The following is a 21986-nucleotide window of genomic DNA, read 5'->3' as shown; positions in this document are numbered from 1 at the left end:
GCGGCCAGGAGTCGCCGAACGAGCTACTGCGGGTCGCAGCTTTGGCGAACTGTCCGAGCCCTTTCGAGGTGGGAGTAACGCGGGCTGTCGTGATGCAAAGAAATTTGACTAGGCGTGTCCAAAACGGGGTCGAAATACGGAGTTAAGGGGCGTCAGAACGTACGGCACCCACCTCGTCAGAGGAGACCCGCGATGACCCCGACATACGACAACGGCTCACCGGGAGACAGCTCCCAGGAGCACGGCCCGACCGTCCCGATCCCGCTCCACCCGAGGCGGCGAACACCACGTCTGCGCGCCCTGCGCTTCACGCTGCGCCATCCGCGTCCGGCCCGGTCGAGCACCGTCTGGCCGTGCGCTCAGGACGACCTCCGTGAAGGCACCGGACTGCTCGCCAACTGGCTGCTGACGGCGATCATCAAGATCGTCACCACCTATACCCAGCCCGGCCAACGGGTGCTCCTGCTCGACCCCGCGCTCTACCTCGCGCCGCCCGCGTCGTGGTCACCAACAGGGAGCCGCAACCAGTTCCGGCCCAGGCCGTACGCCGGACTGCACGAAGCGGGCTGGACCGTGGTCCGACTCGGCCGCGGCGTCCACACCCAGACCGCCGTCGCACACCCCGACCCGCTCGACGAACCCGTCGGCACCGCGGCAGCCGAGTCCGAGTCCGGACCCCGACCGAACGCCGACAGTCCGACCGCCGACCAGCCCGCCGTGCCGTCGACGCACTGCCGGACCGGATCCGGTCCGACTGCAACCGGCGTCGGTCCGGACCGCTACGACCTCGTCGTCACCGCGGCCGACCCGCGCACCCTCGACTGGTTCCGCCCCGCCGACTGGGCCGGTCTGCTGACCCCGACCGGCACCCTTGCGGTTATCACTCACAGTGACCGTTCCTGTGACCGGCTCACCGACCCCGCCGGCTCGCTGGTGCGCGCCGCGCACCGCACCGGACTGCGCTACCTCGATCGCATCGCACTGCTGCGCGTCCCCGTTCGCGACGGAGCGCTCGCTGCCGCGACCCCGGCCCCACGCCCCCGACCGCAGGGACCCGCGCGACCGTTCGCGACGCCCGCTCGGCACACCCAGGTGCATGACGACCTCCTGGTGTTCGCCCGCCAGCCGGCCCTGACCGACGCCGCCGACGGTGAGGAGACCTCCGATGACTGACCGTCCCGCGTCGCCCTGGCTGCTGCCCCAGCCGCCGGGGGAGGAGCCGCCGATGCCGCCGCTGTCGGTCTGGCCGACCGGCCAGCGTGACCCGCTCGCGCAACTGCGCGACGTCGGCTGCGTGCCCGGCACCGAGACCGACACCGAGCGGATTCCGCCCGCCGTCGCCGCCCACGCGATCGCCCTCTACACCCGTCCCGGCGACCTCGTCCTCGACCCCGACTGCGGCGCGGGCACCGCCCTCGTCGAGGCGCTGCGCGCCGGCCGCCATGCGCTCGGACTGACCGTGCGCAACCGGTGGTGGACGCTCGCTCGCGCCAACGTCACCGCCGCCAAGACCGCGGGCGCCTGGCGCGACGGCTCGGTCCTCGACGCCCGGCCGAAAGTACTCGCGACCGTCCGGGCGGCCGGACTGATCGGACGAGTCGGACTCGTCCTGACCACCCCGCGCACCGCGGACAGCGCGAGCAGTCCGGACCGCGACCCGGTCGAGCCCGCCCTCACCGACCTCGCCACGACCCTGCTCTACTGCGAGCCGCTGCTGCGCTCCGGCGGTCACGTCGCCGTCATCGCGCGACCTCTCCGGCACCCGGACGGCTCGCTGGCTGATCTGACCACCCCGCTCATCGCCGCCGCCACCGCTGCAGGGCTGGCGCCGGTCGAGCGGTGCATCGCGCTGACCGCCGGCCTGCGCGGCAGCCGACTGGTCACCCGAGCCTCACTCGCCGAACGTCGCGACGCTGCCCGAGCACGCGCCGCCGGTGCGCCGACCGCGCTCACCGCGCACCACGAGGTGCTCGTTTTCCAACTCGCCCACGACGCCGAACTCGCCGCCGCGACGGCAGCCGGCATCCCGTGGCCGAACGAGGACGACGTCATCCGGCCCGCCGTCAACGGCGTCACCTACCCCGGCTGGAGGCGAGCGGCATGACCACCCGCCTGCACTGCCGCGAGTGCGGCTGGCACCCCGAGTTCCGCCGCAAGCGCGCCGCCCTTCGCGCCGCCTCCCGCCATCAATGCCTCGGCGCACCGGTGGCCGAGATCCGTCCACCGTGGTGGTCCCGCATGTGGACAAATCTGTGGACAACGCGGTCGGGCGACTCCGCTGGCGACACCGAAGTCGGCGCGGGCGACCGGACCGGTGACGGCGAACTGGTCGACGCTTGCGGCAACCGGATCCAGTGGGCTGCGCTCGCCGCGCATCACGCCGAGACCACTCGCCGCGCCCGCGCCGCGATGGTCGACATCGTCCGAGCCGGCTACCAGATCGGGCCGCCGCCCTACGGCTACCGCGCCCTACGCATCCGGGTCACCGACCCGACCGGCCATAGCAAGCTGCGGGCGGTTCTCGTCCCGGACTGGCAGACCGCCGCGGTCGTCAAGCAGATCTTCATCTGGCGCGCCGACCACGGCCTGAAGTTCGCCGTCATCGCCGCGCGACTTAACAGCGACCCTGGGCAATACCCGGCTCCCGTGCCTAACACGCGGTGGACCGCCCAGGCCGTCCGGCGGATCGTCGCCAACGTCAAGTACACCGGGCGCCAGGTCTGGGCGCGCACCATCGCCGGCCGCCCAGCACCGGTGGAGCAATGGGTCACCTCGGCGCCGAAGGTGCACGAGCCACTGGTTGACGAACGAACCTTCCACCAAGCGCAGCCCAAGCGCGTGGCCGGGGGAGGTGGCCATGACAGTGCTGCGTGACTGCTTCCCCTCACATCTCGCAGAGAAGGCCGGCCTCACATTTGGCTCGCTCTGCACGGGATACGGCGGCCTGGACCTCGGCGTGGCGGCCGCGCTTGGCGGCGGTCGACTGCTGTGGGTGGCAGATCCGGACCCACACGTGAGCAAGGTCCTTTCCACTCGTATGCCGGACGTTCCCAACCTCGGCGACATCACCACCATCGACTGGGAACAGGTTGAGCCCGTTGATGTTCTCACCGCCGGATTCCCATGCCAGGACATCAGCGCGGCCGGCCGTCGAGCCGGTATCAGGAAAGGAACCCGAAGTGGAATCTGGCACCAGGTCGTCACAGCCGTTCGCCATCTACGACCGGCGCTCCTCGTTGTGGAGAACGTCGCCGCCCTCCGCTGGCGCCAAGGCGGCCTCGACATCGTTCTCGGCGACTTGGCCGAAGTCGGGTATGACGCGCAGTGGTCAAGCGTTCGAGCGTCCGACATCGGCGCACCCCACCGACGCGAGCGGGTGTTTCTGCTCGCCTACCCAGCCGGGACCGTCTTCTCCACGCAACCGGTCAGGAAAGAAGGCAACCCCGTCGGCAGCCCGGACAAGCCGGAATCCGTGCGAGTCCGTCAGGCTGCTCCCGACACCGCAAGCACGGGACGACACACGCGGTGGATCCTCGCCGGAGTCCCGTCTGGCAGGCGGACACCAGGTGAACCTCACCGACACCGTGACGACCTTCCTGCCGACACCGGCGAGCAGCAACCCCAACGACGGCGAGGACCCCTCCGGTTGGTTGCGGCGGCAGGCTCGCCACCGTGCGCGGGGCATCAACGGCAACGGAATGGGCATGCCCCTGTCGATCGCAGTAAGGCTGCTGCCGACGCCACGAGCGAGCGACACGGGCACATCCGGCAGGAGAGCCGGAGCAGGTTTCCGTCCTCCCTTGTCCCAGGAGGTTCTCCCGTTGTTCCCCACGCCGCTCGAACCGTAGACGCTCATCAGGCCAAGTCCGAGACTGAGCACGTCAACTGGGGCCCGTATGCGCCAGCGATCCGGCGGTGGGAACTCGCCCGTGGCATAGCGGTCCCGCATCCGACGGAACCTGGCACCAGGGGCCGTCCCCGCCTGTCACCGCGATTCGTCGAATGGATCATGGGCCTCGACCCAGGCTGGGTGACCGCCGTCGAAATACCTCGGGCCGCACAGCTGAGAGCACTAGGCAACGGCGTCGTTCCTCAACAGGCCGAGTTCGCCGTCCGACTCATGCTGTCCGACCTCCTGCGTCTCGACATGCACGATGACGAGGCTCAAGCTGCATGAGACGTCCACCAAACCCTGAATTTGGACGTCACCGGCTCGCCGGAGAATCGCTCGCCCCCGGCTCGTCGGTGAGCGAGATCTCACGCGGAGGTACGACCCCGTACAGCTCGTCCGGCGTGCACTTCAGCGCGGTACATAGCGCTTGCAGGGTCTCGGTCTTCATCTGGACCGGCTGGTTGTTCATCAGCGCGGAGATCGACGGCAGGGACAGGGCGAAGTTGGCGCGTCGGGTGAGCAGTTCCTGCAGCTCCGTGCCTTTCCACACGTCGCGGGAGGCCATTACCTGCCTAAGCCGCCATCGAAGCTGCACCGCCACGCCTTCCCACGCTCGCCCAGCACCGGCACCTGTCTGAGCGCCTGGTCGCCGCTCAGTCTCCCGTATGGACTCCGGGAACCCGACGGACCTCGGGCGTATTCCGGTACTGCGACTACGCAACACGGGAAGGGCCTCATCTTCTTAAGTTGCAAATGCGAAAATTAGGCATTACCTTAGTTTGATCGCAGCGGCTGCCCGCCACTCCGAGCCGGTGCGGTCGACACTCGCAGCCGTGCAGTCCTCGATACGGCCTGGAGCCGCCGTGGCTGCGTCGCCGAAGGGAGCAAAGCCATGAGCCGAACCGTCAGTTCTGGGCCGACACGTGTGCGGCTCGCCTTCTACGGACGTACCAACCACACCGGTGAGAAAGCCGGGGCGGACATGTCCCGCCAGTACCTCGCCTGCAGTGCGATAGCGGCCAAGCTCGGCGCGATGACTCAGTGGTTCTACGACGCCCCGCATGCCCTCGACGGCAGCTTCTGTCTCAGCGTCCGCGACGTCGAGTCCCGCCTCGGCGCAGCACGCGGCGACTGCCGGGCGCTCGCTGTCAGCGTTGCCGATCCGGAGCGCGAGTTCGACGCGGTCGTCTGTGCTGCGCCCGATCGACTTCCACGGCAGCCGCGCATGCGGGATCCACTTCTGCGCGCGGCGAGCATGAGCAACGTGCCCTTCGTGTTCGCTGACGACGACCTGTCTCTGGCTCGGCAACTTGCGTCCAACGCCCTGGTCTTCTACCGACTCGGGCTCAGCTGTCCCGAATGGCCGGCGCTTCGATGACCCCCACGAACGACCGCTTTCCCGAACCAGTCGCTGACCCGGAGATGCGGCTGGACATTCGCATTGCTGAAGGCGCCGAAGCCGAACGGCTCCGGCTCGAACAGGCCCAGGTACTGATGGAGGTGACGCAATGGCTGGCCCGGAGGCAATCCGAGACTGGCTCAACCAACAGGGCAGCCTGAGTGCCCACGCGGGCCCGTACCGCCCCGGCTGGCGCGGCTTCGAGTCGGCTGTGGTCACAGCCGCGCCCGCCCTGATCCCCGTCGCGTTTCTCGGACGCACCTCCACCGACGACCAGCAGGACCCAGTCGGATCATTGCTGCGCCAGCTGCGCATCTCGCAGGAAGCGCTGCCTGAGGGCTGCGTCATCGTCGCGCACTTCTATGACGTCGAGTCGGGTCGCAAGGATCTCAACGCACGTGGCCGGGGCGACCGTCATGAACGGCTCGCCATCCCCATTCCGCGCGACGGTGGCATCCATGATCTGCTCACTGAAGCGGCCAGCCCTGACCGGCGCTTCCAAGCCGTCATCTGCGAACAGATCGACCGCATCGCCCGCCGGACGTACTACGGCACACAGATCGAGCACCAACTCCAGTCGGCCAACGTCGGACTGTGGGCAGCAGACGAACCCATCCGGCTCGACACCGACATGCTCATCGACCCGACCACGGTTCTCACGCGGCGGGTCAAGCAGGGCATCGCCGAGTGGTACGCGCTGGACATGATCAAGCGCGCACGCGACGGGTTCGAGACCCACACCGATCAGGGCTATAACGTCGGTAAAGCGTGCTACGGCTACCGCAACGTCCAGGTGCGCCTCGACAAGCCGGACCCCGGCAACGGGGCCGTCGACCATGCGGTTCGGAACCGTCAGGGCAACCGGGGTAAAGGGCGAAACGGCCCGCGGACGAAGAGCAAGCTGGTCGTCGAGCCGATCGAGGCTGCTGTCGTCCGCAGGATCTACGACTGGCGGATCACTGAGCGGCTCGGCTACGAGGCGATTGCGGACCGGCTCAACCTCGACCTCTCGACCAACCCGCCGCCCACGCCGCCGGATCCCGAACGAGCGGTAGGTCGATGGACGGGGAGCAGCGTCCGGGAGCTCCTGAACCAGCCCAAGTACACCGGCTACATGGTCTGGAACCGGCGGGCGATGAAGACTCGCAACGGCAGCCCCAACCCGATGGAGAAGTGGGTCTGGTCTGAGGCGCCCACCCACGAAAAGATCATCGAACTGGAGGACTTCATCGCGGCTCAGCAGGTCGTCCAGCGACGCGAGCGGTCCCGCACTCAGGCGGGCGCGAACCCTCATCCGCAGACGAAGCGCACGTACCGGCTGCGGTCCTACTTGTTCTGTGAACTGTGCCACCGCCGGATGTTCGGCAAGACTCGGCACGAGAACGCCTACTACGCCTGCGCGGCGAAAAAGGGCTACGTCCCCGAGGGGCATCCGAACAGTCTCTGGGTTCGTGAAGACGCGCTGCTATGCGGCCTGAATGACTTCCTCAGCCACCACGTGTTCGGGCTGTACAGGCAAGAGTTGCTGGCGTCCGCCATGCGAGACCTTGACGCGCGATCGGAGCAAGAACGAAACGATCGAATCGCAGCCATCAAGAAATCCATCGCGGATCTGGATGCGCGGAAGAAGCGACTGGTCCGCACCCTTGAGGTCACCGGTGACGACGACGGTGAGCCCGACCAGGAACTCATCCAGGACATCAAGAACCGGCGTGCCGAGATCAAGGCTGAGCGCGCTGAGCTCGCCACCGAGCTGGCGACTCTTGAGGAGCAGGCCAACGACCAGCAGAACCCCGATCTGCTTCGCCTCCTGCCGGTCGGCAGGAGCGATCTCGAAGAACTGCCGGAGGCACTCGCTCGCAAGCTGTTCGAGGCGCTCCGGCTGGAGGTGCACTACAACAAGATCGACAACACTGCTGTCTGCAGGATCACGCTGAGCGGCGAGACCCTCCCCGCGGTCCAGCAGGCTGTGCAAGAGAGCGGGGTAGTGATCCCGTTCAAGAAGCCGACGCGCGGAGCCAAGGCGGGTTCAAACAGTGAGGGCGAGCCGTTCGACGGCTCGCCCTCACTGTTCCCATCTGCTGTGTGCCCCCGGCAGGATTCGAACCTGCGCTCCCGCCTCCGGAGGGCGGTGCTCTATCCCCTGAGCTACGGGGGCCGTAGCTACGTGGAAGATCCTAGCGCACGTTCGAGCCTGGTTTGACACGGACCCCAGCCGGACGGCTCAGGGTGGTGTCCGTCACCTTCACCCCTGGTCAGGAATACCGTCGATTGCACTCATGCGCATGTCGCTATATGTTCCTGGACATGGGCCACGGTCATGGACACGGATCAGCGTCGGCGAGCGGGCGGCACGCCGGCAAGCTGTGGATCGCGTTCGGCATCGGCGCGGTCTTCATGGTGGTCGAGTTCATCGTCGGGTTCGCCACGTCCTCACTCGCGCTGATCTCCGACGCCGCTCACATGCTCACGGACGTGCTGGGTGTGGGCATGGCGCTGGCCGCGATCATGGTGGCGCGCAGGGCCAAGGCCGGTCGGAACCGGACGTTCGGGTTCTACCGGGCCGAGGTGCTGGCGGCGCTGGCCAACGCCGTTCTGCTGTTCGGGGTGGCCGGTTACGTGATCTACGAGGCGGTCGGCCGGTTCCAGGATCCGCCCGCGGTGCCGGGGTTCCCCGTTCTCATCGCCGCGAGCTTGGGTCTGGTGGCCAACCTCGTCAGCTTCAGCATCCTCAAGGAGGGTGCGAAGGACAGCATCAACGTCAAGGGCGCGTACCTCGAGGTGCTGGCCGACCTCATCGGGTCGGTGGGCGTGCTGATCTCCGCCCTGGTCACGCTCACCACGAGCTGGAAGTACGCGGACCCGATCATGGGTGTGCTGATCGGCGTGTGGGTGCTGCCGCGAACGTACAGCCTCGCCAAGAACGCGTTGCACATCCTGTTCCAGCACGCGCCGGAGCGGTTGGACGTCACGGAGATGCAGGCGGCACTGACCCGGATCCCCGGTGTCACGGAGGCGCACGACCTGCACGTGTGGACGCTCACGAGCGGCATGGAGGTGGCTTCGGCTCACCTCACGACCGTGCAGGACGCTGACCACGAGAACGTGCTCAAGGCCGCGCAGTCGTTGCTGGCGACCAAGTACCGCATCGAGCACGCGACGCTGCAGGTCGAGGGTGGCTCGTCAGCGCAGCGGTGCCGGGAGCTTTCGTGGTGAGGCGGGCAGGTCGCGGATCTCGTCCTTAGTGGACGAGGTGCCCGTTCGTGACGGAAGGGGCTGGCGGGGTTGCGGTACGGCGACCCAGACACGGCCTCGCTCGAACGGCACCACAAACGCCTCCCCAGTCACCACAGATGAATTGCCAAGATCTCATCGAAGTATGTCTTAAAGGGATAGATCCTTTCAGGTGAACGGGAAAGGCCGCGCTCCGTGACGGAACGCGGCCTTCCGGGTTCGACCGAGGATCAGTTAGCCATTACAGACCAGCGCACTGTCCTGCCTTCGGCCCCTTCACGTCGTTCTGGAAGCCGTTGTTCGACGGCTCCGGGTTGTTGCCCGTGCAGGACAACGGGCCGCCGACCGTGGAGAAGGCCACCACTGACCTGGTCTTGTTCGACGTCAGTGACACAGGGCCACCGACCGAGGTGTTCTCGATCGCCACCTCGGTGGCGGAACCGTGCACCGTCACCGGACCACCGACCTTGGTGCCAATCAGCACCACGGAGGCCGCGTCCGCCGCCGAGATCGGGCCCTTGATCTCGCCGCCGAAGACGTACAGCGTGGCGCCGCGGGTGACCGTGACCGGGCCGTTGATCGTGGCACCGTCCACATAGGTCACGCCCTTGACCTGCAGCGGACCGTTGACCGTGCCCGTCACCGTGGTGGCGGGCGCCGGCAGCGGCTTCGACATCAGCTCGAACTCCGCCAGTGCGACGTCCTCCGAGAACTCCAGCCGGTAGAAGTTGTAGCGGCCCGGCGAGGCGATCTTGAACGACCGGGTGTACTGCTGCCACTGGTAGTTCTCGCCGGAACGCTTGTCGACCGTCGCCCACGTCTTGCCGTCGTAGGAGGCCTTCAGCTCCCAGGACGACGGGGACTTGCCGGTCTTCGCGTTGGTCAGCGTGTAGAACTCCGCCTTCTCCTTGGCGTCCGCCGCCTTGAAGTCGAACGCGCGGACCGTCGCGGAGGTCGCGGAGGTGTTGTCCACCAGAGCAGCGGTGGCGACACCGGCCGAGACGTCGCGCAGCGGCGTCGGGACCGCGTCACCGGTGGTGATCGAGTCCGGCACGTCGTTGACGCCCGTGCCCCACTTCGACGGGTTCGGGCCCATGTCGAAGTCGATCGTGGCACCGGCCGCGAGCACGTCGTGCGGCAGGGACGTCTTGTTCCACGCCTTGCCGTTGACCTTCACGCCCTGCACGTAGACGTTCTTCGCGCTGTTCTTCGGCGCGTTGATGACGAGCTTCTTGCCGTTCTCCAGCTTCACGGTCGCCTTGGTGAACAGCGGCGAACCGATCGCGTAGGCCGGCTTGCCCATCTGCAACGGGTAGAAGCCCAGCGAGGAGAAGAGGTACCAGGCCGACATCTCGCCGTTGTCCTCGTCACCGGCGTAGCCCTGGCCCTGCTCCGAGCCCACGTACAGGCGCGACAGGATCTCGCGCACCTTCTCCTGGGTGCCCGAGGGCCTGCCCGCGTAGTTGTACATGTAGGCGATGTGGTGCGACGGCTGGTTGGAGTGGCCGTACTGGCCCATCCGCACGTCCCGCGCCTCGATCATCTCGTGGATCACGCCGCCGTAGCCGCCGGGGAACTTCGCGGTCTCCGGCACGGTGAAGAACGAGTCGAGCTTCTGCGCCAGCTTGTCCCGCCCGCCGTACAGGTTCGCGAGACCCTGCCCGTCGTGCGGCACCGTGAACGCCATGTTCCAGCCGTTCGTCTCGGTGTAGTCGTAACGCCAGTCCTGCGGGTTGTACTTCGCCGGGTCCTCGACCCGCCACGACCCGTCGACGTTGCGGTTCTGGAAGAAGTCGATCCGCTTGTCGAACGTCAGCACGTAGTTCTGGGCGCGGTTGAGGAAGTACTCGTACTCCTCCGCGTACCGCTTCTCGCCCGTCTTCTGGTGCAGTGCCTTCGCCATCGACGCGATGCCGAAGTCGTTGACGTAGCCCTCGATCGCCCACGACCACGCCTCGTCCAGCTGGTCGTTGCCGGTGTAGCCGAGGAAGATCGACTTGTCCATGCCCTTGCGGCCGACGTTGTTGCTCGGCGGCACGACGGACGCGTTCTTCACCGCGGCGTCGTAGGCGGCCTTGATGTCGAAGTTCGACACGCCCTTCAGGTACGCGTCGGCGAACGCCACGTCGGAGCTCGTGCCCGTCATCAGGTCCGCGTAACCGGGGGAGGACCAGCGCGAGATCCAGCCGCCGTCCTTGTACTGCTGGACGAAGCCCTCGGCCATCTCGCCCGCCTTGGACGGGGTGAAGAGGCTGTAGGCGGGCCAGGTCGTGCGGTAGGTGTCCCAGAACCCGTTGTTGACGTAGATCTTGCCGTCCACGATCTTCGCGCCGGTCTGCGTCGGCGTGTTCTGGCCGGTCGCGGGCGCCACCGGGGACGCGTACTGGATCTTGTCGCCGACCTTCTCGTAGCCCGAGTTGGGGTACAGGTAGAGCCGGTACATGTTGGAGTACAACGTGATCAGCTGCTCTTCGGACGCACCCTCGACCGAGATGACGCCGAGGATCTTGTCCCACGCGGCCTGCGCACGGTCACGCACCGCGTCGAACGTGTCGGACGCCGAGACCTCCTGCTCCAGGTTCGACTTCGCCTGGTCGACCGAGATCAGCGAGGTGGCGATGCGCAGCTCGACGGTCTTGTCGCCGAACGAGAAGTAGCCGCCCACGTTGTCGCGGCCCGCGCCGGTCAGCCGGCCGCTCGCGGTGACCGCCTTGTCGACCTTGCCGTAGACGAACAGGCGGGTCGCACCGGTGGAGAGGCCGCTCTTGACGTCCGAGTAGCCCGTGACGACGCCGTTCGCCGCGTCCAGTGTGAGACCACCGAGGTTGCTGACGTTGTCGAACACCAGGTTCTTCTCGCCCGTGTCGGCGAACGTGAACCGGAAGACCGCCGCGTGGTCGGTCGGCGCGATCTCGGTCTTCATGCCGTTCTCGAAGGTCACGCCGTAGTAGTGCGCCTTCGCGACCTCGTTGTCGTGCTTGAACGGCAGCGAACGCAGCGCGCGGTCCTGGGTCGGCGCCTTGTCCGACGGCATGACCTGGAACGTCTGGCGGTCACCCATCCACGGGCTGGGCTCGTGGGACGTCGTGAACGCCTGCAGCGTCGGCAGGTTCTGCGCGTTGTTGCGCTGCTGGTACTCGTACAACCAGGAGATCGAACCCGCGTTGGTCATCGGGGACCAGAAGTTGAAGCCGTGCGGCACCGCGGTCGCCGGGAAGTTGTTGCCCCGCGAGAACGAGCCGTTCGAGTTCGTGCCGCGCGTGGTCAGCACGTAGTCCGACGGCTTCGCGTACTGCTTGGTGACGACGTCGCCGATCCTGATGTCGTCGAACCAGGCACCGAACTCCGTCGGGCCCTTGGGACCGTCGTAGGCGACCAGGATCCGCTTGATCGTCTTGCCGGCCGCGACCGCGCCGATCGTCGACGCCACCTTGTTCCACTGGTTGGCGTACAGGAACTTGCCCGCGCCCTGGCCCTGCGGCGACAGCACCGCGCCGTGCTGGTCGACGGCCTTGAGGTCGCTCAGGTACGTGCCGTCGGAGAACGCGAGGTCCACCGACGAGAACGTGCTCGGGTAGTTCAGGTTGTCGGTCACGAAGTCCGGGAAGACCATGTACGACAGCTCGGTCTTGGGCTCGACCTTCACGTCGACGTCGAAGACCTTGTTGTAGCTGTAGGCGCGGCCCTCGGTCGTGTGCTTGCCCTGGGCACGGAACGCCTTGAGGCCGGTCCAGCCGGCCCGCGACTTGGCCGTGTAGCCGCCCGTGGGACCGGTGCCGACGAGGCTGCGCATGTTCGGCGCCGGGGGGTTCGTGGAACCGTCGGAGAGTTCGACCTCGGCGAGCTGCACGATGTCCGTGCCGTGGTTCGCCGTGATGTCGAGCTTGTAATGCCGATACGACGCCGGAGAGGCGATGTCGTAGAGCTTGGTCTGGAACCGCTCGGCGAAGCTTTCACCGGTGCGGGTGTCGAGGACTGTCCAGTTCGTGCCGTCGTTCGAACCCTGCAGCGTCCAGTCCTTCGGGTCGCGCTCGGGCGCGTCGTTGGCCGATGAGAGCGTGTACTTCTTGATCGTCTGAGGGCTCGTCTTGAAGTCGAACGTCACCCAGCCGGTGGTGGCGAAGACCAGCCACTTGGTGTTGACGTTGCCGTCGTTGATCTTGTCGACGCCTTCGCCCGAGCCGGCGTTCTCCCCGTTGGCCGCCACGTCCGCCTTTTCGGCGACGTTGCCGGGGAGGCCTGTGCCGCTCGAGCCGATCACGCCCGCCGCCTTCGGCTGCCCCGCCGCGTCGGTCTCGACCGTGCTGACCCACGACGGTTGCGGTTGACCGTCCTCAAAGGACGACGAAAAACCCACGCCTTGCTCCTCTGGTGCGGCGGCCGCGTAGCCGTTGGTGACGCCGCACGCCAGTGTCGCAGTGATCGCAACGCTCAACAGAGTTCTGGTTCGTCTTTTCCCCAGTTGCCTCATTGCAACCCTTCCGCCGCCTTACACCTGCCCCATTTGCGTGGGAGCGTTTCTGCACGTGACATCGTTGTCAAGGGACCCGACAGAAATTGTCTTCGAACCTGTCCTCTCAACAGTTGCGCACGAGGACCACCGATCAAGATCTAGACTCGGCCGGTGACCGACCGCAAGCCGCCAGAGGTGGGTACACCAGCGGGCATGCGCGTGCTCAACCAACGCGCTGTGCTGGATCGGTTGCGCCGTCTGGGTGCCGCCACGCGCCCGCAGATCGCCAAGGACACCGGGTTGTCCAAGCCGACGGTCGGGCAGGCTCTCGTCGATCTCGAACGCCACGCGCTGGTGCGCCCGATCGGCAGGACGACGGCCGGTCCCGGCCGTTCCGCGGTGGTCTACGAGCCGAATCCGGCGGCGGGCTACGTGCTGGGCGTGGACATCGGCCGCGAGCGGATCCGGGCGGCTGTGGCCGACCTGGGCGGGTCCGTCGTGGCCCGCGTGGACGAGCGCAACCGCGGGCGGTCGGCTGCGGGTCTGGTGCGCACGGTGACCGACCTGGCGTCGCGGACGGTGGCGGACGCGGGTCTCGCCCTGGCCGACGTCGTGGTGAAGGTGATCGGCAGCCCCGGCGTGATCGACCAGCGCTCGCGGGTCGTGCGGCACGCGCCCAACCTGCCGGGCTGGGAGTCCGCCGGCGTGCTGGACGGGCTGGAGACGTCGCTCGGGCCGGTGATGGTCGTGGAGAACGACGCCAACCTGGCCGCGCTGGGGGAGCACGTCTACGGGGCGGCTCAAGGTGCTCGCGTGTTCGTGTGCGTGACGGTCGGTACCGGTGTCGGCATGGGGATCGTCGTCGACGGCGCGCTGTTCCGCGGTGCGCACGGGGCGGCGGGCGAGGTCGGTTTCCTGCCGTTCGGGAAGTCCGCTTCGGACGTCCAACGTGGACAGTTCGAGGACGCTGCCGCGGCGGAATCCGTTGTGGCGCTGGCACGGGAGCGTGGCCTGTCGGCGCGGTCGGCCCGTGAGGTGTTCGCCGCCGCACGTGCGGGAGATGTGCAGGCGTTGGACGTCGTGCGGGTCGAGGCGGAACGGCTCGCGTTCCTCGTCGCGTCGGTGTCCGCGGTGATCGATCCGGAGCTGGTCGTGCTGGGCGGCGGCGTCGGGTCGAACGTGGACCTGCTGCTGTCCCCTTTGGAGGCCGCGCTGCGCACCATGACGCCGCTCGCGCCCCCGATCGTGGCCGGCTCGCTCGGTGACGGCGCAGTGCTGTCCGGAGCCATCGCGATGGGCCTGGAAGCCGCTCGTGAATTGGTCTTTGAAGTTACTCTCTGAGAGTAGTCGAATGGGCCTCACCTGGTAATTCACTCATTTGTCGTATCTGTGAACAGCGATGGGTGGCTTAGCGTTACCGGAACCTCCACCTGGAGGGTTGTTGTGTCCTTCCGTTGCAAGGGGAGTCGGTAGGGGGATGCGGGGGACGTAGCCCCCTACCGGCCGTGCACTGGGCAGGTGCCGCGCCCGCACCACCATCAGCCTGCCCAGTGCAGTCAACGGCCTAGCGTGGCGTGGGCCGGTGGACGTTCGTCGCGGTCGATTCGCGATGCGCCGAGTCCGCGATCCACGCACCCGGGATCGACGCGTCGATCACGCCCTCCTCCAGCCACGTGTAGTCGCCGTCCATGACCTGCTTGGCCAGCACCTGATCGCTGTCGTCGGTGTTCTTCCACAACTTCTCGAACAGCTCGTCGACCCGGACGCGCGCCTGTTTGGCGAACGCGTCCGCCAGCAGCTGCGAGTTGGGGTTCTTGTCCTGCGCGGCCCGCACGCAGGCGGCGCTGATCGCGAACAGCTCCGCCCCGATGTCCACGATCCGGCTGAGGAACCGCTGCTTGCGCTCCATCTTCCCCTGCCACCGCGACATGGCGTAGAACGTCTGCCGCGCCAGCTTGCGCGCCGACCGTTCGACGAACCGCAGGTGCTTGGCGAGCGGCCCGAACTCCGTGTACGCGGCCGGGCTCTGCCCCTTGCCCACCACCAGCGTCGGCAGCCACTTGGCGTAGAACCCACCGGCCTTCGCCGCCGCCTTCATCTTCCGCTGACGGTCCGCGTCCGGGTCGATGATGTCGCCCGCGACGGACAGGTGCGCGTCGACGGCCTCGCGGGCGATCAGCAGGTGCATGATCTCCGTGGAGCCCTCGAAGATCCGGTTGATCCGCAGGTCCCGCAACACCTGCTCGGCCGCGATGCCACGTTCTCCGCGCGCCGCCTGGCTTTCCGCCGTCTCGTACCCGCGCCCGCCGCGGACCTGGACGAGTTCGTCGGCCACCAGCCACGCCTTCTCGGACGCGTAGAGCTTCGCCAGCGCCGCCTCGATGCGGATGTCGTGCTTGCCGGCGTCCGCGAGCTCGGAACTGAGGTCCAGCACGGCCTCCAGCGCGTACGCCGTGGCCGCGATGTAGGCGATCTTCCCGGCGATGGCCTCGTGCCTGCCGACCGGGAGCCCCCACTGGATGCGTTCGGTGGACCACTCGCGGGCGATCTTCAGGCACCACTTGGCACTGCCGGCGCAGAGGGCGGGAAGGCTGAGGCGCCCGGTGTTCAGGGTGGCCAGAGCGATCTTGAGCCCGGCGCCCTCCTTGCCGATGACGTTCTTCTTGGGCACGCGGACGTTGTGGAACCGCGTGACGCCGTTCTCGAGGCCCCGCAGTCCCATGAACGCGTTGCGGTTCTCGACGGTGATGCCCTCGGCATCGGCTTCCACGACGAACGCCGTGATGCCCCGGTCCGGCACCTGGGCCATGACGACCAGGAGGTCGGCCACGACTCCGTTAGTGGTCCACAGCTTCACGCCGTTGAGGACGTAGTCGTCGCCGTCCAGCACGGCCGTGGTGCCGAGCCTGGCCGGGTCGCTGCCGACGTCGGGTTCGGTGAGGAGGAAAGCGGTGATCTCGCCCTTCGCGCACCGCGGCAGGAACTCCTGCTTCTGCTCCGGGCTGCCGAACATCGCGACCGGCTGGGGCACGCCGATGGACTGGTGCGCGGACAGGATGGCGCCGATCGCGGGGCTGGCGGAGCCGACGAGCATGAGGGCCTTGTTGTAGTAGACCTGGGTGAGGCCGATGCCGCCGTACTCGGGCTTGATCTTCATGCCGAACGCGCCGAGGTCCTTGAGGCCCTTCAGCACTTCGTCCGGGATCTGCGCGTCGCGCTCGATCACCGTGTTGTCGATCTGCGACTCGGTGAACTTGCGGAGCTTCTCGAGGAACGCTTCACCGCGTTCGCGGTCTTCCGGGGTGCCACTGGGATGCGGGTGGATGAGGTCGATGCGGAAGTGACCGAGGAAGAGCTCTTTGCCGAAGCTCGGTCGCTGCCAGCGGGTTTCCCGTGCTTGTTCGGCGACCTGCCTGGCCGCGCGCTCGTCGACGGTCATGGTTACCTCCGAGTAGGGGTGTGACCTACGTTACTCGGCGGTAGGCGGATGTCCACCGGCTCGGAGGGTGAAACGGGGCTGTTGGGCAGCGGGGCCGCTCGGTCGCTACCGCGCCAGGTGCCCGGCACGGCCTACCTGGCACGGCCTGCGCCTCCCGCCCTGCCTGGCGTGGCTTGCCTGGCACGGTCGGCTCGGCGCGAGCTGCGTGGCACGCACGGCCTGTGACCTACGTGGCACGTACGGCGTGCGCGGCATGCACGGCTTGGGACCTGTGTGGCGCGTACGGCACGCACGGCTTGGGACCTGTGTGGCGCGTACGGCGTGCGCGGCACGCACGGCTTGGGACCTGTGTGGCGCGTACGGCGTGCGCGGCACGCACGGCTTGAGACCTGCGTGGCGCGTACGGCCTGCACGGCACGCACGGCTTGCGATCTACGCGGCGCGTACGGCCTGCACGGCTTGTGGCCTGCACGGCCTGCGACCTATGCGGAACGCACGACCTGCGGCACGCACGGCCCGCGACCTGTACGGCCCGCACGGCACGCACGGCCCGCGGCCTGCGCGGCCCAGCACGGCCTGCCTGTCACGCCACCGCCGCCCAGCCGCGCCCGGCACATGTCGGCCGCCGCCGTTCACCACGTCCCAGCCGCCACCGCCCGCCCGTCACCTGCTGGCCCGTCACCTGCCCGCCCGTCACCTGTCCGCCCGCCCTCCACGGCTTGCCACCCACCCAGCAGCCCGCGCGCAAAGCGAAAGGGCCGCCCCCACCAGGGGACGGCCCTCACGCACGGACAACCGGATGGCTACGGCAGCGGGGCGGCTCCGCGCTTCGCCAGGTAGTCCTTCATCAGCTCGGTCTCGGACGACTGCGACTTCAGCATGTTGTCGGCCAGCGTCCGGACGAACGGCTGGCTCGCCTTCGTCGCGGCGTACTCGGCCATCGGTGCCCCGCCCACGTGGTGGCGGAGCATGAGCTGCAGGAAGTACACGTCGAAGTCGCGTCCGGCGGGCATCGTCCGCAGCTTGGCCAGCTCGTCGGTGACGGCCATGCCCGGCATCAGCGGTTTGCCGGCCTCGGGGGTGGTGGCGCCGTGGCCGTGCACGCCCGAGTCGTTCATCCAGGCCATGTAGACGCCGGAGACGTTCTGTTCGTGCTCGTTCCACATCATCAGCCAGCCCTTCATGCGGCCGACCTGCTCCAGCTGGGTGGAGGAGATGTCGAACGCCAGCTGGCGGATCGCCGGATCGGTGGAGCGATCACGGGCGATGTTCGCCATCTGGATGCCCTGCAGGTGGTGCTGGGCCATGTCCTGGCAGAAGCCGACGTCCACGGAGCCGGAGGCCGGGACCGCGGAGCCCGTCGAGCCGGGCAGCTTCACCAGCAGACCGACTGCCGCGCCCAGCAAGAGCACGGCGAGTACGGCGGCGCCGATGACCAGGGTCCGAGCCACCCCGGAAGGGCGCTCGGACACCTCGGTCTCTGCAGAATCGGTGTCGGAAGGCGCGGTCATCAGCTCGACGGAGGCGTCGAGGCGGAGCCCGACGGAGGCGTGCTGGCGGGCGCCTGGCCCTGCTGGCCCTCGGTGGTCGACTCGTCCTTGCCGCCGTCCATCGGCACCGCGTCGGCGCCCGGCTTCTCGGCGACGAACGGGGCCGGGTTCGACAGGAACTGCGTGTTCTCGCAGGACGCGCCGACCTCGGGGTAGGTGTTCGGGTTGCGCAGCAGCGAGGAGATGAACTGGTCCACGCGCTCGTCGTCGGCCTTCTCGAGCTTCAGCTGGTGGCCCCAGGACTGCAGCGAGATCGGCTTGTCGAGGCCGGGGAACGGCGACAGCATCATGTACGGGACGCCCTCGACCTTGGCCTTGAGCTTCGCGAGCGCGTCGTCCTTGACCTGGTCCGGGTTGTAGGCGATCCAGACGGCGCCGTGCTCGAGGCCGTGGACCATGTTCTCGGTGCGCACGGCCTTGTCGTAGACGACGCCGGTGCAGTCGGCCCACTGCGAGTCGTGCGGGCCGCCGAAAGCGGGGGTCTGGTCGTAGGCGACGCGCTGGGTCGGCTCTACGTGGCGAGAACCCTTGTACTCCTTGGTCACGATGCCCGCGAGCTGCGCCGACGGGTCCTTGTTCGTGTCCGAGGGCTTCCACTTGGCCAGGGCGGCCTCTTTGACGTTGTTCGCGTGGATCTGCGAGTACGCATATCCGAAAACGCCACCCGCGAGCCCCAGCACGGCGATCACCGCGATGATCGTGCCCCACGGCTTCGGCTTGCTCGCCACCACCGAGGAACGGGCTGCGGCCACGCTGCTGCGTGTGGCCTTCGTCTTCTTGCCGCTGGTCATGTCCGCCTCAGATGTCGTCCTGGTCAACCGGCGCCAGTGTAGGGACATCGTGTCTGATCACTGTCAGCGCAGGGCGATACCACGTCCGCGTTAACACTTGCCGTCTCACCCTCCGAGACCCGGTAACCCGGTCGAGACCTGCGACAACGCTTCTCTAAACTCATCGTCCGTGACCCCTGAAGCGCTCGCCGATCTCGTCCGGACCACGGTTGCCCAGTTGCTGGCGGACCGAGGCCTGGACGTCACCGCCGCCCCGCGGCAGGTGACGGTCGAGCGACCCAGGAACCCCGAGCACGGGGACTACGCCACGAACATCGCGCTCCAGCTCGCCAAGAAGGCCGGCGTCCAGCCCCGCGAGTTCGCCACGTGGCTCGCCGAGGCCCTGCTCGCCCAGCCCGCCATCGCGAAGGCCGATGTCGCCGGTCCGGGCTTCCTGAACCTCACCATCGCCACCGAGGCCCAGGGCGCGATCGTTCGCGCGGCGCTGGAGGACGGCTACGGCACCGGCACCGAACTCGGCGGCAAGCGGATCAACCTGGAGTTCGTCTCCGCGAACCCGACCGGCCCCATCCACCTGGGCGGCGCGCGCTGGGCCGCGGTCGGTGACGCGCTCGGCACGGTCCTCGAAGCCCGTGGCGCCGAGGTCACCCGCGAGTACTACTTCAACGACGCTGGCGCGCAGATCGACAGGTTCGTCCGGTCCCTGATCGCCGCCGCGAAGGGCGAGCCGGCCCCGGAGGACGGCTACGCGGGCACGTACGTCAGCGACATCGCGGCCGAGGTGCTGCGCCGCGAGCCGGGTGCGCTGAACGACCCCGAGACGGTGCGCAGGGTCGGCGTCGGGCTGATGTTCGAGGAGATCAAGAGCAGCCTGCACGACTTCGGCACCGACTTCGACGTCTACTTCCACGAGGACTCGCTGCACCAGAGCGGCCGCGTGGACGAGGCGATCGCCAAGCTCAAGGCCAACGGCTCGCTGTACGAGAAGGACGGCGCCTGGTGGCTGCGGTCCACGGACTTCGGTGACGACAAGGACCGCGTCGTCATCAAGAGCGACGGCATCCCGGCCTACATCGCCGGCGACATCGCCTACCTCGTCGACAAACGCGGCCGCGGTTTCGACCTCTGCATCTACATGCTCGGCGCGGACCACCACGGCTACATCGCGCGCCTCAAGGCCGCCGCGTCGGCGCTGGGCGACGACCCGGACAGCGTCGAGGTGCTGATCGGCCAGCTCGTGAACCTCGTCAGCGACGGTCAGCCGGTGCGGATGAGCAAGCGCGCGGGCACCGTCATCACGATGGAGGACCTGGTCGACGCGGTCGGTGTGGACGCCGCCCGCTACGCCATGATCCGGTCGAGCGTCGACTCCAGCCTGGACATCGACCTCGACCTGCTGCGCAAGCACAGCAACGAGAACCCGGTCTACTACGTGCAGTACGCCCACGCGCGCACGTCGTCGATCCTGCGCAACGCCGGCGACCTCGGCATCACCCCTGGAGAGGACTTCGCGCTGCTCACCCACGAGCGCGAGGGCGACCTCATCCGCACCATCGGCGAGTTCCCGCGAGTGGTGGCCACCGCCGCCGAACTGCGTGAACCGCACCGCGTCGCTCGCTACCTCGAAGAGCTCGCGGGCACGTACCACCGCTTCCAGCAGGACTGCCGCGTCCTTCCGCGCGGCGACGAGGAGACGACTCCGTTGCACCAGGTCAGGCTTCAGCTCGTCAACGCCACCAGGCGTGTCTTCGCCGCGGGCCTCGGCCTGCTCGGCGTGAGCGCCCCGGAGCGCATGTGATGCGCGCGCACCCGGCCGGACCCCGGCACGCCGACGTCATGGTTCCCGGCAGCACCGCCGGCGACCGCCCCAGCACCGCCGACCAGCTCGACTACCTGCACCCGACGGTGTGGCCGCGCAACGCCTCCCGCAACGCTTCCGGCGTCGTGGAGCTGGCGGGCGTGGACGTGCGCGGGCTCGCCGAGCAGTACGGCACCCCGCTGTTCGTCATGGACGAGCAGGACTTCCGCGCACGCTGCCGTGAGCACGCCGAGGCGTTCGGCGACCCGACGCTCGTGCACTACGCCTCCAAGGCGTTCCTGAGCGTCCAGGTCGCGAAGTGGGTGGCCGAAGAGGGCCTCTCGATCGACGTGTGCAGCGGCGGCGAACTCGCGATCGCGCTCCGGGCGAACTTCCCGGCCGAGCGCATTGCGTTGCACGGCAACAACAAGAGCGTCGCGGAACTGACGGCGGCCGTCGAGGCGGGCGTCGGCGGGGTCGTGCTCGACTCGTACCACGAGATCGCGCGCCTCGACCAGATCGCGCGCGAACGCGGTGTGGTGCAGCCGGTGCTGATCCGCGTGACGGTCGGCGTCGAGGCGCACACGCACGAGTTCATCGCCACCGCGCACGAGGACCAGAAGTTCGGCTTCTCGCTGTCCTCCGGCGACGCCGCGGAAGCCGTGCGCCGCGTGCTCAAGACGACCGGCCTCCAGCTGGTCGGCCTGCACAGCCACATCGGCTCGCAGATCTTCGACGCGTCCGGCTTCGAGGTCGCGGCCCGCCGCGTCATCGGCCTGCTCGCGGACGTGCGCAAGGAGCACGGCGACATCCCGACGCTCAACGTCGTCGACCTCGGCGGCGGCCTCGGCATCGCGTACACGCCGGACGACGACCCGCCCCCGCCCGCCGAGCTCGCGCGGCAGCTGCACAACATCGTGCAGAAGGAGTGCGAGCACAACGGCTTGGAGATGCCTCGCATCGCGGTCGAGCCCGGCCGCGCGATCGTCGGCCCCGGCACGGTCACCGTGTACGAGGTCGGCACCATCAAGGACGTCGAGCTGGACGGTGGCGCGCGGCGCCGGTACGTCAGCGTCGACGGCGGCATGAGCGACAACATCCGCACGGCGCTCTACGACGCGGTCTACGACTGCAAACTGGTCTCACGCGCCGCGGAGCCGGAGTCGCGCGCCGTGCTGTGCCGCGTCGTCGGCAAGCACTGCGAGTCCGGTGACATCGTGGTTCGCGACTGCTGGTTGCCGGACGACCTCGCGCCGGGAGACCTGGTGGCGATCGCTGCGACCGGGGCCTACTGCTACTCGATGGCGAGCGGGTACAACCGACTTCCGAGGCCCGCGCTCGCCGCGGTGACCGACGGTGAGGCGCGGCTGTTGCTGCGTCGTGAGACCGAGGACGATCTGTTCCGTCTGGAGGTATAGGCAGTGTCAGTC

15 protein-coding genes, 1 tRNA gene and 1 pseudogene are annotated in these 21986 nt (G+C 68.1%); 10 read left to right on the top strand and 7 right to left on the bottom strand.

Going from position 1 to position 21986, the window contains the following annotated elements; translation table 11 throughout:
- The first annotated feature begins 192 nt into the window (after window positions 1-192).
- The 4 genes from SK803_RS12245 to SK803_RS12230 are packed head-to-tail and all read left to right on the top strand — an operon-like array spanning window position 193 to window position 4177.
- Window positions 193-1173 carry a hypothetical protein gene (locus SK803_RS12245; RefSeq protein ID WP_319966048.1) on the top strand — a complete coding sequence of 327 codons (981 nt, stop codon included), beginning with the start codon at window positions 193-195 and terminating at the stop codon, window positions 1171-1173.
- On the top strand, window positions 1166-2104 hold the full coding sequence (locus SK803_RS12240; RefSeq protein WP_319966047.1) for a DNA methyltransferase: 939 nt from the start codon (window positions 1166-1168) through the stop codon (window positions 2102-2104). Before SK803_RS12245 ends, SK803_RS12240 begins: the two co-directional genes overlap by 8 nt.
- Window positions 2101-2874: a recombinase family protein gene (locus SK803_RS12235; RefSeq protein WP_319966046.1), complete on the top strand. Its 774-nt coding sequence runs from the start codon at window positions 2101-2103 to the stop codon at window positions 2872-2874. Before SK803_RS12240 ends, SK803_RS12235 begins: the two co-directional genes overlap by 4 nt.
- Complete coding sequence (locus SK803_RS12230; protein ID WP_319966045.1) at window positions 2858-4177, top strand: DNA cytosine methyltransferase; 1320 nt, start codon at window positions 2858-2860, stop codon at window positions 4175-4177. Before SK803_RS12235 ends, SK803_RS12230 begins: the two co-directional genes overlap by 17 nt.
- A 28-nt stretch (window positions 4178-4205) precedes the next feature.
- Here the strand turns inward: SK803_RS12230 and SK803_RS12225 are convergent, their stop codons facing one another.
- Window positions 4206-4487, bottom strand: a complete 282-nt coding sequence (locus tag SK803_RS12225; protein WP_030472487.1) for a helix-turn-helix domain-containing protein — start codon at window positions 4485-4487, stop codon at window positions 4206-4208.
- A gap of 297 nt (window positions 4488-4784) precedes the next feature.
- On the opposite strand from SK803_RS12225, the gene SK803_RS12220 reads away from it, so the two are divergent.
- On the top strand, window positions 4785-5270 hold the full coding sequence (locus SK803_RS12220) for a recombinase family protein (protein ID WP_319966044.1): 486 nt from the start codon (window positions 4785-4787) through the stop codon (window positions 5268-5270).
- 130 nt (window positions 5271-5400) lie between these two features.
- Window positions 5401-6537: pseudogene (locus SK803_RS46505) on the top strand (recombinase family protein); the annotation flags it as partial.
- Between the two features lie 219 nt (window positions 6538-6756).
- Here SK803_RS46505 and SK803_RS12210 read toward each other — a convergent pair.
- Both SK803_RS12210 and SK803_RS12205 read right to left on the bottom strand, forming a co-directional pair.
- On the bottom strand, window positions 6757-7266 hold the full coding sequence (locus SK803_RS12210; protein ID WP_319966042.1) for a hypothetical protein: 510 nt from the start codon (window positions 7264-7266) through the stop codon (window positions 6757-6759).
- A 111-nt stretch (window positions 7267-7377) separates the two neighbouring features.
- Window positions 7378-7449, bottom strand: a tRNA-Arg gene (locus SK803_RS12205).
- Window positions 7450-7598: 149 nt separating this feature from the next.
- On the opposite strand from SK803_RS12205, the gene SK803_RS12200 reads away from it, so the two are divergent.
- Window positions 7599-8507 (top strand): cation diffusion facilitator family transporter, encoded by a 909-nt coding sequence (locus tag SK803_RS12200; RefSeq protein ID WP_319966041.1) that lies wholly within the window; start codon window positions 7599-7601, stop codon window positions 8505-8507.
- A gap of 259 nt (window positions 8508-8766) precedes the next feature.
- On the opposite strand, the gene SK803_RS12195 is transcribed toward SK803_RS12200, so the two are convergent.
- On the bottom strand, window positions 8767-12996 hold the full coding sequence (locus tag SK803_RS12195) for a GH92 family glycosyl hydrolase (RefSeq protein ID WP_406601520.1): 4230 nt from the start codon (window positions 12994-12996) through the stop codon (window positions 8767-8769).
- A gap of 153 nt (window positions 12997-13149) precedes the next feature.
- Here SK803_RS12195 and SK803_RS12190 point away from each other — a divergent pair, with 153 nt between their 5' ends.
- A complete protein-coding gene (locus SK803_RS12190; protein ID WP_319966039.1) occupies window positions 13150-14319 on the top strand; it encodes an ROK family transcriptional regulator in 1170 nt (389 codons plus the stop codon).
- 223 nt (window positions 14320-14542) lie between these two features.
- On the opposite strand, the gene SK803_RS12185 is transcribed toward SK803_RS12190, so the two are convergent.
- From SK803_RS12185 to SK803_RS12175, 3 genes are all read right to left on the bottom strand, one after another.
- Window positions 14543-16417: an acyl-CoA dehydrogenase family protein gene (locus tag SK803_RS12185; RefSeq protein WP_319966038.1), complete on the bottom strand. Its 1875-nt coding sequence runs from the start codon at window positions 16415-16417 to the stop codon at window positions 14543-14545.
- An 803-nt stretch (window positions 16418-17220) separates the two neighbouring features.
- Complete coding sequence (locus SK803_RS12180; protein ID WP_319966036.1) at window positions 17221-17928, bottom strand: DUF305 domain-containing protein; 708 nt, start codon at window positions 17926-17928, stop codon at window positions 17221-17223.
- The gene (locus SK803_RS12175) at window positions 17928-18758 is read right to left on the bottom strand and encodes a DUF3105 domain-containing protein (RefSeq protein ID WP_319966088.1); all 831 of its coding nucleotides are present in this window, start codon (window positions 18756-18758) and stop codon (window positions 17928-17930) included. Before SK803_RS12175 ends, SK803_RS12180 begins: the two co-directional genes overlap by 1 nt.
- Window positions 18759-18927: 169 nt before the next feature.
- Here SK803_RS12175 and argS point away from each other — a divergent pair, with 169 nt between their 5' ends.
- Together argS and lysA are read left to right on the top strand one after the other, a co-directional pair.
- Window positions 18928-20556 (top strand): arginine--tRNA ligase, encoded by a 1629-nt coding sequence (gene argS / locus SK803_RS12170; RefSeq protein WP_319966034.1) that lies wholly within the window; start codon window positions 18928-18930, stop codon window positions 20554-20556.
- On the top strand, window positions 20556-21974 hold the full coding sequence (gene lysA / locus SK803_RS12165; protein WP_319966032.1) for a diaminopimelate decarboxylase: 1419 nt from the start codon (window positions 20556-20558) through the stop codon (window positions 21972-21974). Before argS ends, lysA begins: the two co-directional genes overlap by 1 nt.
- Window positions 21975-21986: the final 12 nt, after the last annotated feature.

Origin of the sequence: Lentzea miocenica (assembly GCF_033949945.1) — a bacterium.
Classification (GTDB): Bacteria; Actinomycetota; Actinomycetes; order Mycobacteriales; family Pseudonocardiaceae; genus Lentzea; species Lentzea miocenica.
Note: the sequence above shows the minus strand (reverse complement) of the source record. Positions and strands in the feature narration are given on the sequence as shown.

Bases quoted from the DNA above. Each gene is read 5' to 3' on its own strand.
- SK803_RS12200 (WP_319966041.1), top strand. From the start codon at position 7,599: ATGGGCCACGGTCATGGACACGGATCAGCGTCGGCGAGCGGGCGGCAC.
- SK803_RS12185 (WP_319966038.1), bottom strand. From the start codon at position 16,417: ATGACCGTCGACGAGCGCGCGGCCAGGCAGGTCGCCGAACAAGCACGG.
- SK803_RS12175 (WP_319966088.1), bottom strand. From the start codon at position 18,758: ATGACCAGCGGCAAGAAGACGAAGGCCACACGCAGCAGCGTGGCCGCA.
- SK803_RS12240 (WP_319966047.1), top strand. From the start codon at position 1,166: ATGACTGACCGTCCCGCGTCGCCCTGGCTGCTGCCCCAGCCGCCGGGG.
- lysA (WP_319966032.1), top strand. From the start codon at position 20,556: ATGCGCGCGCACCCGGCCGGACCCCGGCACGCCGACGTCATGGTTCCC.
- SK803_RS12235 (WP_319966046.1), top strand. From the start codon at position 2,101: ATGACCACCCGCCTGCACTGCCGCGAGTGCGGCTGGCACCCCGAGTTC.
- SK803_RS12230 (WP_319966045.1), top strand. From the start codon at position 2,858: ATGACAGTGCTGCGTGACTGCTTCCCCTCACATCTCGCAGAGAAGGCC.
- SK803_RS12220 (WP_319966044.1), top strand. From the start codon at position 4,785: ATGAGCCGAACCGTCAGTTCTGGGCCGACACGTGTGCGGCTCGCCTTC.
- SK803_RS12180 (WP_319966036.1), bottom strand. From the start codon at position 17,928: ATGACCGCGCCTTCCGACACCGATTCTGCAGAGACCGAGGTGTCCGAG.
- SK803_RS12245 (WP_319966048.1), top strand. From the start codon at position 193: ATGACCCCGACATACGACAACGGCTCACCGGGAGACAGCTCCCAGGAG.
- SK803_RS12195 (WP_406601520.1), bottom strand. From the start codon at position 12,996: ATGAGGCAACTGGGGAAAAGACGAACCAGAACTCTGTTGAGCGTTGCG.